This window comes from Corallococcus caeni, assembly GCF_036245865.1.
Lineage (GTDB): Bacteria > Myxococcota > Myxococcia > Myxococcales > Myxococcaceae > Corallococcus > Corallococcus caeni.
This window is the reverse complement of record NZ_BTTW01000013.1, coordinates 39,777-53,088: the sequence shown is the minus strand read 5'-3', so window position 1 is coordinate 53,088 and position 13,312 is coordinate 39,777. Positions and strand designations below refer to the sequence as shown.

Below are 13,312 nucleotides of genomic sequence, written 5' to 3'. Positions count from 1 at the left end.
GCGACGACAGGCACGGCTGGAACTGGAAACAGACCTTTGAAGCCGCCGGGTCCTCGGGTGGAGGGCCTGGCGGGATGGAGTGCGAAGCGTGCGTGACGATTCGAACGAGTCAGTGAACGGGCTGGATGTCGCCATCGTCGGCATGGCCGCGCGCCTTCCTGGCGCGAAGGACGTGGAGCAGTTCTGGAAGAACCTCTGCGACGGCGTGGAGTCCATCCGCGTCTTCTCCGACGAGGAGCTGCTGGCGGCCGGCGTGGACCCCGCGGCGCTGAAGGATCCGAACTACGTCCGGGCCTCGCCGGTGCTGGACGACATCGAGTCCTTCGACGCGAGCTTCTTCAACTTCAGCCCGCTGGAGGCGAAGGTGATGGACCCGCAGCGGCGCCTCTTCCTGGAGTCGTGCTGGCACGCGCTCGAGGACGCCGGCTACACGCCGGAGGGCTTCGCGGGGACCATCGGCGTCTACGCGGGCGCGGGGCTCAACACGTACCTCTTGCAGAACGTGCTGGGCGACGAAGCGCTCGTGCGCAACATCGGCCTGCAGCAGCTGCTCATCGCCAGCGACAAGGACTTCCTGCCGACGCACGTCTCCTACAAGCTCAACCTCACCGGCCCCAGCGTCAACGTCAACACCGCGTGCTCCACGTCGCTGGTGGCGCTGCACTTCGCCCGCCAGGCCCTCATCCTGGGCGAGTGCGACATGGCGCTCGCCGGGGGCGTATCCCTCAATGTCCCGCACCTCGCCGGCTACCACCACGTGCAGGACAGCATCCTGTCCCCGGATGGGCACTGCCGCGCCTTCGACGCGCAGGCCCGGGGCACGCTGTGGGGCAACGGCAGCGGCGTGGTCGTCCTCAAGCGGCTTGCGGACGCGCTCGCGGACGGCGACGACATCCGCGCGGTCATCAAGGGCTCGGCCATCAACAACGACGGCTCCACCAAGGTGGGCTACACGGCCCCCAGCGTGGAGGGCCAGGCGAAGGTCATCGTCCAGGCGCTCGCGACGTCGGACGTGGCCCCGGAGTCCATCAGCTACGTGGAGGCCCACGGCACGGGGACGGAGGTGGGGGACCCCATCGAGCTGGCCGCGCTCACGCAGGCCTTCCGCCTGCACACGGACCGCAAGGGCTTCTGCGCCATCGGCTCGGTGAAGACCAACATCGGGCACCTCAACGCCGCCGCGGGCGTCGCCGGCCTCATCAAGGTCGTGCGCGCGCTGGAGGAGCGCAAGCTGCCCCCCAGCCTCCACTTCCAGACGCCCAACCCGAAGATCGACTTCGACAACAGCCCCTTCTTCGTCAACACCGAGCTCACCGACTGGAAGCGCGGGGAGACGCCGCTTCGCGCGGGCATGAGCTCGCTGGGCATCGGCGGCACGAACGCGCACGTCATCCTGGAGGAGGCGCCCGCGAGGCCCGCGCGCAAAGAGGCCTCGCAGGACGAACAGCTGCTGGTGCTGTCCGCGCGAAGCCCGGAGGCGCTGGATCGCGTCACCGTCCTGCTGGCGGATCACCTGGAGGCGCACCCGGAGCTGTCCCTGCGCGACGTGGCCTTCACGCTCCAGCGCGGCCGCCGCGCCTTCACGTACCGGCGGGCCGTGCGCGCCCGCACGCTCCCTGAAGCGGTCCGCGCGCTCCGGGAGCGCCGGTTCGCGTCCCCGGACGCGGGCTCGGTGCCCGCCTCGTGGCAGGCCCTGCTCGGGCCCTGGCTCGCGGGCGACGAGGTGGACTGGTCCATGCTGCACGACGGCGCCTCGCCCCGCCGCGTCCGCCTGCCGCTCTATCCCTTCGAGCGGCAGCGGATGTGGGTGGAGCCGCGCGCCCCGGAGGCCCAGGCCCTCGCGAAGGACAAGGACGCCTTCTGGCGCAAGCGCCCGGACATGGCGGACTGGTTCTACCGCGCGCAGTGGAAGCAGTCCGCGCTGCCGCTGGAGCCCGTGCCCGCGACGCGCGAGACGTACCTCGTCTTCTCCGACGGCGCGCCGCTCACCCGGAAGCTCATCGAACGACTGGGCCGCCGGGGCACGGTCGTCACCGTGACGCCGGGCGAAGCGTTCTCGAAGCAGGGCGACGCGGCGTTCAGCCTGCCCGTGTCGGACCGCAAGGCGTACGAGCTGCTCGTGCTGGAGTTGAGGAGCCGCCAGCTGTTGCCGGACCGCGTGCTCCACTTCTGGGGCCTTCAGTCCGTGGACGCGCCCCGGCCCGCCAACGACCTGGACGCGCTGGTGGCCTCGCAGGAGCAGGGCCTCTTCAGCCTGCTGTACTTCGGCCAGGCACTGGGGCAGCTCGCGGTGACGCGGTCCATGCGGCTGCTCGCGTTCTCCAACGACGTCTTCGACGTCACCGGCGAGGAGGCGCTGCGCTACGAGCAGAGCTCCGTGTCGGGCATCTGCAAGGTGCTCCAGCAGGAGTACAACAACCTCCACTGCCGCGCGGTGGACCTCTGCGTTCCGGAAGGCGGCGCCTGGAAGGTGGACGCGCTGGCGGACGCGCTGGAGCGCGAGGTGCTGTCCTCCATCGGGGACGTGCTCTGCGCGTACCGGGGCACCCGCCGGTGGATCCAGTTCTACGAGCCCGTGCGCGTGACGGCCGACGCGCCGAAGCCGCCGCTCGTCCACAAGGGCGAGACGTACCTCGTCTACTACGGCCTGGAGGGCATCGGGTTCCTCACCGCGCGGCGCATGCTGGAGCAGGGCGCGCGGCTCATCATCCTGGAGGAGCCGGACTTCCCGGAGCCCGACGAGTGGGGGCAGTGGCTGGGCGCGAAGCGCCGCGAGCCGATTGGCGTCCGCGTGGGCAACGCGGTGGGGCTCCAGGCGGCGGGCCATGACTTCGTGCTGCGGAAGGCCCGGCTGGACGACGTGGAGGCCATGCGGCGCGTGCTGGCGGAGGCCGAGGCGGAAGCCGGCCCCATCCGCGGGCTGCTCCACGCGTCCGGCGCGTCCAACTTCGAGCGCATCAAGCCCCTGCGCGACGCGGACCGCGAGCTGTGCAAGCAGCACTTCGCCTCCATCCCGCACAGCCTGCGGATGCTGGACGAACTGCTGCGCGAGCGCGACCTGCGCTTCCGCGTGATGATGAGCTCGCTGGGGTCGGTGCTGGGCGGCCTGGGCTTCATCGCCATCGCGAGCGCCAGCAGCCTCGCGTCCAACTACACCGTCCTCCAGAACCGCCAGCACGCGCAGAAGTGGGTGGTCCAGTACTGGGACTCGTGGGACATCGAGTGGAAGAAGGCGAAGGAGATCGTCCACCCGTCGATGTACGAGCGGCTGGCGCCCAGCGTCCTCACCGAGCCCGAGGGGCTGGAGTCCTTCCACCGCCTCTTCGCCATCCCGGACTCCACGCAGGTCGCGGTGTGCGCGACGGACCTCCAGGCCCGCTACGACAAGTGGGTGAAGCTGGAGGCCGTCCGGCAGGAGCCCGGCACGGCGGAGGTGCTCAAGCGCCCGGACCTGGACACGCCCTTCGTCGAGCCGCGTGACGAGATGGAGCGCACCATCGCGTCCGTCTACCAGGAGTTCCTGGGCGTGGACCGCGTGGGCGCGGACGACGGCTTCCACGAGCTGGGCGGCCACTCGCTGCTGGCGACGCAGATGGTCTCCCGCCTGCGCGAGGTGCTGAAGGTCGACGTGGAGCTGTTCGTCGTGCTGGCGCACCCCACCGTCTCCAGCCTGGCGGCCCACCTGTCCACCGTGGCACCCGGAGCGCGGGCATGAGCCACCCTGAAAGGAACGCGATGCAGCCCGAGTTGGTGAAGATGAGCATGGAGGACTTCGAGTCCATGGACGACCTGTCGCTGTGCCGGGCGTGCGTCTGGGACGCGAGCATGAAGATGCGCGGCACCGACAACGAGACGCGCTCACGCGTCTATGGCTCGCTCACCGAGGGCCAGCGCGCGGTGTTCATGTTCTGGGTACTCAACGCCCGGGGCCCGCGCGGCTTCACGCAGCTGCACGAACAGCTGCCGCACCTGGTCTACGAGGACTCGTTCTGGGACGGGCTGCGCGCCGCCGGCCGGCTGGTGGGCGTGCCGGAGCTGGTGACGCTCACCGACGCGTTCCTCGCCCTTCGCGACCAGGAGGGCAACGAGGACGCCATCGCGAAGCTCGACGCCGCGCTCGCCCAGCTCATCCGCCGCGAGCTGCCGCGCTTCTCCGCCTTCATCCGCGCCCATCCGGGCCAGTTCGTGCAGCTGGACAGCTAGGGGACACGGCCATGGGAACGACGTTGATCCGCATGACGCGCCAGGAGCTGGCCTCGCTGGACGACACGGCGCTCTGCCAGAAATGCGTGCAGCCCGCCGCGCTGGCCATGCGCGGCCGGGGCAGCGACGTGCGCGAGGAGGTGTACGGCGCGCTCACGCCCGGCCAGCGCGCGGTGTTCATGTTCTGGGTGCTCTACGCGCACGGCCGGGGCTGGACGCAGATGTGCGCGGAGCTGCCGCACCTGGTGGGCGAGGACTCGTTCTGGCTGGAGCTCAAGCTGGCCGCCAAGCACCTGCACCTGGACGAGCTGCTGGCGCAGACGGAGGCCTTCGAGAAGCACCTGCGCGAGGCGCGCGCGGCGAACCGGCCCATCCAGGGCAAGGAGCAGGACGACGCGCTGCTGGCGAAGACGCTCGCGAGGGACATCCACACCGTCGCGAAGTACATCCGCGCCAACCCCGGTCAGTTCGTCGAGCTGAAGGACTGACATGCGCCGCGGACCTTCCCCAGCGCGCCGCGGGACTCCCCGGCCGGCCACGTTCGAGCGTGCCGGCCAGGGCTCCGCGTGGGACCTGCTAGCGCTTGCAGGTCTCCTCGACCATCACCACCCACTGGCCGCCGATGTTGGCCTCGCCGGTGTGGGACATCTCCTTCGCGCTCTTGCGGTGGAAGACGCCGCGGGCGCCGGACTTCATGCCGCCCATGTTGTACTCGCCCACCCAGGTGAAGGTGTCGCCCTGCCAGCCGGTGGACAGCTGCTCGCTGCGGCCACCGAAGTTGTCGTGCCAGAGCGCCAGCAGCTGGCCGCTGCCCGGGTCGAAGCCGAGCGCGTAGTCACCGACGACCGGGAACTGGTTCTTCGCCGTCTTCTTCTCCTCCAGGCGGATGGAGACCCAGAAGCCGCTCAGGTCCTTCTTGCCCGTCCACGTCGTCTCGATGGGGTAGGCGGGCACGCCCGGCATCGGGACGCGCGTGCCGGAGCACTTCCACTTGCCCTCGAAGTCCTTCAGCTGCGCGAGCAGCGGGGAGGGCTGCGGCAGGCCGGGCGGCGGACCCTGCTGCGCGGCGCCAGCGGGCGGCGCGGCGGTGGGGGCCGCGGGAGCGGCGGTGTTCGCGCCCGGCTTTGCGGCCGGCGCGGCGGGGGTGGCGCCGGGCTTCGCGGCGGGAGCCTGGGGCTCCGCGGCCAGCGCCGCCTGGGCGGAAAGCAGGGTCAGGCACGTCAGGGAGACTGCGAGTCGGTTTGTCATGGTCATGGTGTTTTCCTCGGACTACAGGGAGAGACCATAACGGCGGGTTTGCGATGACAGAAATTGTTTCGTCACCGGGTGCATGTCTGGCTATCGGCCAGCGCGACAGGGTTCGAGGGGGCAGGTCATGAGCGCGCCATTGGTCTTCCTCTGTTCGGGACAGGGGTCGCAGTACCTGCAGATGGGGGTGGACCTGTACCGCCACGACCCGGTGTTCCGGGAGTGGGTGCTGCGGCTGGACCGCGTGGCGACGCCGCTCATCGGCACGTCGGTGGTGGGGCTCTTGTACGGAGACGGCCGCTCCGGCGCGCCGCTGCCGCGCGCGCTGCACAGCAACGCGTCCATCTTCACGGTGGAGTACGCGCTGGCGCGCTCGCTGATGGCGCGGGGGCTGGAGCCGGCGATGACGCTGGGCGTGAGCCTGGGGGAGATCGTCGCGGCGGCCATCGCGGGCATCTACGAGCCGGAGGCCGCGCTGGAGGCGTGCGTCCGGCTGGCCCGGGCGGTGGAGGGCGCGTGCGAGGCGGGCGGGATGCTGGCCGTCCTCCATGATCCGGTGCTGCTGGAGCGCGAGCCCGGCCTCTTCCAGGGCGTGGAGTTCGCGGGGCGCAACGACGCCTTCCAGTTCGTGGTGTCCGGCCGCGTGGAGGCGCTGCGCGCGGTGGAGGCGCGGCTCCAGGCGCGCGGCATCACCACCTTCGAGCTGCCGGTGGCGCACGCGTTCCATTCGTCGTTCATGGACCCCGCGCGGGAGCGCTACCTGGCGGACCTGCGGGGGCTGCCGCAGCGGCCCGCCCGCATCCCGATGGTGTCCGGGCTGGACGGCGGCGTCCGCCGTGAGCTGCCTCCCGAGCACCTGTGGGGCGCCATCCGGGGCCCCATGGCGTTCTCCGACGCCGTTCGCGGACTGGTGGCCCAGGGCGAGTACGCCTTCATCGACGTGGGTCCCTCCAGCTCGCTGGCGAACCTGTTGAAGGCGGGCGTCGCGAAGAGCGGACGCCCCGCGGTGTTCTCCTTGATGACGCCGGCCCACGGCGAGGTGGAGCGCTTGAAGCAGCTGGAGCGCGCGCTCGTGCCTCCTCCCGCCGTGTCCCCACCTCCACTCCAGCATGAGAAGAAGAGCATGATCGCGTACGTCTTCCCGGGGCAGGGCACGCAGCGCAAGGGCATGGGGGCGCGCCTGTTCGAGCCGTACCGGTCGCTCACGGACAAGGCGAGCGACATCCTGGGCTACTCCATCGAGGAGCTGTGCCTCCAGAACCCGGACAACCGGCTGGGGCAGACGCAGTACACGCAGCCGGCGTTGTACGTGGTCAACGCGCTGTCGTACCTGGAGAAGAAGGCGAAGGACGGCGAGCCGGACTTCGTCGCCGGCCACAGCCTGGGTGAGTACAACGCCCTCTTCGCCGCGGGCAGCTTCGACTTCGAGACGGGCCTGCGGCTGGTGAAGCGCCGTGGCGAGATCATGGCAGAGGCCAAGGGCGGCGGCATGGCGGCCGTGGTCGGCCTGTCGCGCGAGCGCATCGAGGAAGTGCTGCGCTCGTCGGAGGAGTTCGGCGCGCTGGACGTGGCGAACTTCAACACGCCGAACCAGGTGGTCATCGCCGGGCCTGCGGACGTGGTGCAGCGCGCGAGCCCGGCCTTCGAGGCGGCGGGGGCGAAGGCGTACGTGCTGCTCAAGGTGAGCGCGGCCTTCCACTCGCGCTACATGGTCGCGGCGTCGGAGACGTTCCGCCGGTTCCTGGCGGGCTTCGACTTCCAGCCGCCCCGCATCCCGGTCATCTCCAACGTGGAGGCGCGGCCCTACGAAGCGGCGCGGTGCCGCGAGCTGCTCGCCATCCAGATCGCCAGGCCGGTGAACTGGGCGGGCACGGTGCGCTACCTGCTCGCGCAGCCGGGGATGAAGATCGTGGAGGTGGGCCCCGGCATCGTGCTCGCCAACATGCTGAGGGACTTCGAGGGAGAGGCTCCGTCCGCGCCCGTCGCGGCGCCGGCACCCACCCAGGCCCCAACGCCATACGTGCCCGAGGCGAGCATGCCTGTGGCACCTCCACCCGCGGCTCCTGAGCCGCGACGCAACGGAGTCCACCGGCACGAGCCGCGCGAGTCCGCTCCGGTGGCACAGGAGGGCTTCTCCGCGGCGTCGCTGGGCAGCGCGGAGTTCCGCGCCGACCACGGCATCAAGTACGCCTACGTGGCGGGCGCGATGTACCGGGGTGTGGCGTCCAAGGAGCTGGTCGTCGCCATGGGCAAGGCCGGCATGCTCGGCTACTTCGGCTCCGGCGGCGTCCCGCTCCGCGACACCGAGGCCGCCATCCTCCACATCCAGCGGGAGCTGTCGCGAGGCCAGGCCTACGGCATCAACCTGCTGAGCAGCCCGCAGAACCCGCAGCTGGAGGAGGACACCGTCGACCTCTTCCTTCGCCACGGCGTGCGCCACATCGAGGCCGCGTCCTACATGGCCGTGACCTCCGCGCTGGTGCGCTACCGGCTGGTGGGGCTGGAGCGGGACGCGCGCGGCAACGTCGTCCCGAAGAACCACATCGTGGCCAAGGTCTCCCGCCCGGAGATCGCCGAGGCCTTCCTGCGTCCCGCGCCGGAGCGGCTGGTGCGGCGCCTGGTGGAGCAGCGGCGCATCACCCCGGAGCAGGCGGAGTGGTCCCAGCGCGTCCCGCTGGCGGACGACCTCTGCGTGGAGGCGGACTCCGGCGGCCACACGGACCAGGGCGTCGCGTACGCCCTCACGCCCGCCATCATCCGCCTGCGCGACCGCATGATGACCCAGTACGGCTACGCGAAGCGCGTGCGCGTGGGCGCGGCCGGAGGCATCGGCACGCCGGAAGCCGCCGCGGCGGCGTTCATGCTGGGCGCGGACTTCATCCTCACCGGCTCCATCAACCAGTGCACGGTGGAGGCGGGCACCAGCAACGAGGTGAAGGAGCTGCTCCAGGGCCTCAACGTCCAGGACTTCGACTACGCCCCGGCAGGAGACCTGTTCGAGCTGGGCGCGCGCGTCCAGGTGGTGAAGAAGGGCCTCTTCTTCTCCGCCCGCGCGAACAAGCTCTACGACCTCTATCGCTTCCACGACTCGCTGGAGCAGATCGACGCGAAGACCCGCGAGCACCTGCAGACCGCCTACTTCCGCAAGAGCTTTGACGCCGTCTACGAGGACGTGAAGGCCTACTACCCGCCCTCGGAGATTGAAAAGGCGGAGGCCCTGCCCAAGTACAAGATGGCGCTCATCTTCAAGTGGTACTTCGGCCACAGCACGCGACTGGCGCTGGGCGGCTCCAAGGAGAGCCGCATCGACTACCAGGTGCACAGCGGGCCGGCGCTCGGCGCCTTCAACCAGTGGGTCAAGGGCACGCCAATGGAGCGCTGGGAGAACCGGCGCGTCGCGGAGATTGGCGAACTCCTCATGCAGCAGACCGCCCAGGTCATCACCGACCGGATGCGCGCCTTCGGTGCGCTCCCGCGCGGCAACGTTCACGCAGCAGCTTGAGCAGGACAGGAACAACGACGATGAGCACGGACCTCTTCCAGGTGATTTCGGAGAACATCCTCAAGGTGCTGCCGGACGTGGACGCGCGGCTGATCACCCCCGAGCGGCAGCTGAAGGAGCTGGGCGCGAACTCCATCGACCGGATGGAGATCGTCATGGGCACGATGGAGGACCTGGGCATCAACGTCCCCGTGACGGAGCTCAGCCAGGCCAAGGACATCGGCTCGCTGCTGGGAATCTTCCAGCGGCACTTCGCCCAGCGCTCCTGAGCCACGAACCGTGAGCGACCGCCGCATCATCATCACCGGCATGGGGGCGCTGACCGCCCAGGGCGTCGGCGTGCCCGCGCTCGCGCGAGGACTGCGCGAGGGCCGCGTCGCCATCCGTGCGCCCCTGCAGCCCGCCCTGGCCGGCCTCCCGGCCGCGGCGGAGCTGGACGGCTTCATGCTCGCGGACGCCCTGAAGTCACTCCCGCAGGCAGCCGGGCCGCTCCTGGAGAAGGCCCGCCGCCTGGCCCAGCGCGCGCCACGTTCCATCGAGTGCGCCACCTTCAGCGCCCTGGAGGCGTGGCTGGACGCGGGGCTGCACACCGCGCCCGTGCCCGCGGAGCGCGTGGGGCTCATCGTCGCGGGCAGCAACCTGTCGCTGCGGCTCCAGCACGACACGGCGAAGAAGTTCGCGGCGGGCCCGGAGTTCATCGACCCGCGCTACGCGATGCGCTTCCTGGACACGGACCACGTCGGCGTCCTCAGCGAGGTGCTGGGCATCCGGGGCGAGGGCTTCACCGTGGGCGGCGCGTCCGCCAGCGGGAACGTGGCCCTGCTCAAGGCGTGGCAGTTGCTCCAGCTGGGTGAGGTGGACGCCTGCGTGGTGGTGGGCCCGCTGGCGGACCTGTCCCCCATGGAGCTGCGGGCGCTGCACCACCTGGGCGCGCTGAGCCCGGGCGGCGGCCGCGAGGCGGACCAGGTGTGCCGGCCCTTCGACGCTGGTCGCGACGGGTTCGTGCTGGGGCAGGGGACGGCCTGTGTCGTCCTGGAGCGCGAGGACTCGGCGCTGAGGCGCGGGGCGCCGATGCACGCGGAACTCGCGGGGGCCAGCCTGGTGCTGTCCGCCAGCCACTCGGCGGCGCCGGACGTCGTGGGCGAGGCCGCGGCGATGCGCAAGGCCCTGTCCCGCGCGGGCGTGGCGCCGGAGGCCGTGGACTACGTCAACGCGCACGCCAGCGCGTCCACCGCCGGTGACGACGCGGAGGTGCAGGCCCTGCGCGAGGTGTTCGGCGGGCACCTGGGCCGGGTGTGGCTCAACGCCACCAAGGGGCTCCTGGGCCACTGCCTGTTCTCCGCGGGCGTCGTGGAGTGCATCGCGACGGTGCTCCAGCTGCGCGGGGGCTTCCTGCACCGCAACGCGAACCTGCGCGAGCCGCTCGCCCGGGACTGCCGCTTCTGCGGCGACGCGGCCACCGCGCAGTCCATCGGTGTGGCGCTCAGCAATTCGTTTGGTTTTGGCGGCATCAACACGAGCGTGGTCATCCGCGGCTCATGAACGGACACGAGGCGCAGCGCATGGAGTTCGGCATCGAGGCGATGAACGCGTACGGCGGTGAGGCCTACCTGGACATCCGCACGCTCTTCGAGAAGCGGGGGCTGGACCTGACCCGCTTCGACAACCTCCTGATGGAGAAGAAGGCCGTCGGCATGCCCTGGGAGGACGCCATCACCAACGGGGTGAACGCCGCCAAGGCGCTGGTGGACGCGCTCACCCCGGAGGAGCAGGCCCGCATCGAGCTGGTCATCGCCTCCACGGAGTCCGGCGTCGACTTCGGCAAGGCCATCAGCACGTACATCCACGACCACCTGGGGCTGCACCGCCGGTGCCGCGTCTTCGAGGTGAAGCAGGCCTGCTACGGCGGCACGGCCGCGCTCCAGATGGCGCTGGGCTTCGTCGCGTCGGGCGTGTCCCCGGGCGCCAAGGCGCTGGTCATCGCCACGGACGAGGCGCGCAACGGCTCGCGCAACACGTACCACGAGCCCTCGCAGGGCACCGGCGCGGTGGCGCTGCTCGTGGGCTCCGACCCGAAGGTCCTGAGCATGGACCTGGGCGCCAACGGCTACTACAGCTACGAGGTCATGGACACGTGCCGGCCCCAGGTCGGCATCGAGGCGGGCGACCCGGACGTGTCGCTCCTGGCCTACCTGGACTGCCTCCAGAACAGCTTCAAGGGCTACGCGGAGCGCGTGGAGGGGGCGGACTTCCGCACGAGCTTCGACTACCTCGCGTTCCACACGCCGTTCGCCGGCATGGTGAAGGGCGCGCACCGCAAGATGATGCGCGCCTTCGGGGGACCGGGCCTGGGCGCCGCGCAGATTGAGGAGGACTTCCAGCGCCGTATCGGCCCGGCCACGCGCTACTGCACGCAGGTGGGCAACATCTACTCGGCCACCGTCTTCCTGGCGCTGTGCGGCCTCATCGACCACGCCAACGCGCAGGACTTCCACCGCGTGGGCCTCTTCTCCTACGGCTCCGGTTGCTCGTCGGAGTTCTACAGCGGCACGTTCGACCGGAACTCGCAGCGGGTCCAGGCGCGCTTCGACATCGGCGGGCACCTGACGCGCCGGCACTCGCTGTCCATGGACGAGTACGAGCGCATCCTCGACCGCAGCATGGAGATCGGCTTCGGCACGAAGGACGCCGAGGTCCAGGTGGGGGACCTCTCCAGCCTCTACGCGCGCCAGTTCGAGGGCCGCAAGCGCCTGCGGCTCGTCCGCGTGAAGGGCTTCCACCGGGAGTACGCATGGACCTGAGCGGCCATGGCGGACTCCAGACGCTGCGCGTGGACGCGGCGGACGGCGTGGTGACGGTGACGCTCCACCGCCCGGAGGCGCGCAACAGCATCAACGCCGTGCTCCTGGAGGAGCTGCACGCGGTGCTGGACGCCGTGGAGGCGGACGCGCGCCAGCAGTTGATCGTGCTCAAGGGCCAGCCGGGCACGTTCTGCACCGGCATGGACTTCGACGAGGTGTCCACGCTGCGCCCGGACGCCACCGCCGCGGAGCAGGAGGTGCTGACCCGTCCGTACATGCGGCTCTTGCGGCGCATGGCGACGATGTCGCGGGTGATCATCTCGCACGTGGACGGCGAGGTGCTGGCGGGGGGCGTGGGCTTCGTCGCCGCCAGCGACCTGGTGGTGGCCACGCCGCGCTCGCGCTTCAGCCTGTCGGAGGTGCTCTGGGGGCTCATGCCCGCCATGGTCATCCCGTACCTCATCCGGCGCGTGGGCTATCAGCCCGCGTACCGCATGGCGCTCACCACGCAGCCGGTGTCCGCCGAAGCGGCCCTGGCGATGAACCTCGTCGACGAGGTGAGCGACTCACCGGAGGCCGCGCTGCGCCGGCTGAAGGCGCGGCTGTCGCGCGTGCAGCCCGCGACGGTGGGGAACCTCAAGCGCTACTTCCGCCAGGTCTGGGTGCTGTCCGACGAGGTGGAGGAACTGGCCGTGTCGGAGATCTCCCGGCTGATGGTCCACGGCGACTTCCAGAAGAACCTGCGGGACTTCGTGGAGCACCAGCTCCTTCCCTGGGAAGCGAAGGACCGCTGAGGCGCGGGAAAGGGGGCGTGTGATGGACGACGTGGTGAAGCTGACGGTGGAGGGGAGCATCGCGGTGGTGCGCATGGAGGAGCGCGCCCAGAAGAACACCTTCTCCCGAGCGCTGGTGGAGGGGCTCCAGGGGGCGTTCGCGCAGGTGGCGCGGCGGCCGGACCTGAAGGTCGTCGTGCTCACGGGCTACGACACCTACTTCTGCTGCGGCGGGAACAAGGAAGAGCTGCTCGCGATGAACGAGGGCCGGATGCGGTTCACCGACATGGCCTTCTACGACCTGCTCTTGCGGTGCGAGCTGCCTGTCGTGTCGGCCATGCAGGGGCACGGCATTGGTGGCGGGCTGGTGTTCGGCTGCACCGCGGACGTCATCGTGATGGCGCTGGAGGCCATCTACTGCACGAACTTCATGCGGTACGGCTTCACGCCGGGGTTCGGCGCCACCTGCGTCATCCCCCGGAAGTTCGGCGACGTGCTCGCCAGCGAGATGCTCTTCACGGCGTCCAACTACACCGGCGCCCAGCTCAAGGAGCGCGGCGCGCCCATGCACATCGTCCCGCGCAAGGACGTGCTCGCGGTGGCGATGGCCAAGGCGGAGGAGCTGGCGGACAAGCCGCTCGTGTCCCTCAAGCTGTTGAAGCAGCGGCTGACGGCGCGGCTGCGCGCGGAGCTGGCGGACGCCGTCGACGCGGAGCTTCGGATGCAGGAGACGACGTTCACCCTCCCCGAGGTCCGGGAGCGCATCGAAGGTTGGTTCTAGGAGG

General features: G+C 70.5%; 10 protein-coding genes. 9 read left to right on the top strand and 1 reads right to left on the bottom strand.

The window, feature by feature from the left end; genetic code table 11:
• The first annotated feature begins 88 nt into the window (after positions 1–88).
• The 3 genes from AABA78_RS36580 to AABA78_RS36570 are packed head-to-tail and all read left to right on the top strand — an operon-like array spanning position 89 to position 4,691.
• Positions 89–3,715: a type I polyketide synthase gene (locus AABA78_RS36580; RefSeq protein WP_338270113.1), complete on the top strand. Its 3,627-nt coding sequence runs from the start codon at positions 89–91 to the stop codon at positions 3,713–3,715.
• Positions 3,712–4,203: a hypothetical protein gene (locus AABA78_RS36575; protein WP_338270112.1), complete on the top strand. Its 492-nt coding sequence runs from the start codon at positions 3,712–3,714 to the stop codon at positions 4,201–4,203. The genes AABA78_RS36580 and AABA78_RS36575 overlap by 4 nt, the downstream gene beginning before the upstream one ends.
• An 11-nt stretch (positions 4,204–4,214) precedes the next feature.
• Positions 4,215–4,691 carry a hypothetical protein gene (locus tag AABA78_RS36570; protein WP_338270110.1) on the top strand — a complete coding sequence of 159 codons (477 nt, stop codon included), beginning with the start codon at positions 4,215–4,217 and terminating at the stop codon, positions 4,689–4,691.
• Positions 4,692–4,779: 88 nt separating this feature from the next.
• Here AABA78_RS36570 and AABA78_RS36565 read toward each other — a convergent pair whose 3' ends face one another.
• On the bottom strand, positions 4,780–5,451 hold the full coding sequence (locus AABA78_RS36565) for a DUF1579 family protein (protein ID WP_171413985.1): 672 nt from the start codon (positions 5,449–5,451) through the stop codon (positions 4,780–4,782).
• 127 nt (positions 5,452–5,578) lie between these two features.
• Here AABA78_RS36565 and fabD point away from each other — a divergent pair, with 127 nt between their 5' ends.
• From fabD to AABA78_RS36535, 6 genes are read left to right on the top strand one after another with little or no spacing between them, the layout of a single operon-like run.
• Positions 5,579–8,953: an ACP S-malonyltransferase gene (gene fabD / locus AABA78_RS36560; RefSeq protein WP_338270107.1), complete on the top strand. Its 3,375-nt coding sequence runs from the start codon at positions 5,579–5,581 to the stop codon at positions 8,951–8,953.
• Positions 8,954–8,973: 20 nt separating this feature from the next.
• Positions 8,974–9,222, top strand: a complete 249-nt coding sequence (locus AABA78_RS36555; RefSeq protein WP_338270106.1) for a phosphopantetheine-binding protein — start codon at positions 8,974–8,976, stop codon at positions 9,220–9,222.
• A 10-nt stretch (positions 9,223–9,232) separates the two neighbouring features.
• Entirely contained in the window at positions 9,233–10,495 is a 1,263-nt protein-coding gene (locus tag AABA78_RS36550) for a beta-ketoacyl synthase N-terminal-like domain-containing protein (protein ID WP_338270104.1), read from the top strand.
• Complete coding sequence (locus AABA78_RS36545) at positions 10,492–11,754, top strand: hydroxymethylglutaryl-CoA synthase family protein (RefSeq protein ID WP_338270103.1); 1,263 nt, start codon at positions 10,492–10,494, stop codon at positions 11,752–11,754. The genes AABA78_RS36550 and AABA78_RS36545 overlap by 4 nt, the downstream gene beginning before the upstream one ends.
• A complete protein-coding gene (locus AABA78_RS36540) occupies positions 11,745–12,548 on the top strand; it encodes an enoyl-CoA hydratase-related protein (RefSeq protein ID WP_338270102.1) in 804 nt (267 codons plus the stop codon). The genes AABA78_RS36545 and AABA78_RS36540 overlap by 10 nt, the downstream gene beginning before the upstream one ends.
• 22 nt (positions 12,549–12,570) lie before the next feature.
• On the top strand, positions 12,571–13,308 hold the full coding sequence (locus AABA78_RS36535; RefSeq protein WP_338270101.1) for a polyketide synthase: 738 nt from the start codon (positions 12,571–12,573) through the stop codon (positions 13,306–13,308).
• Positions 13,309–13,312 lie beyond the last annotated feature (4 nt).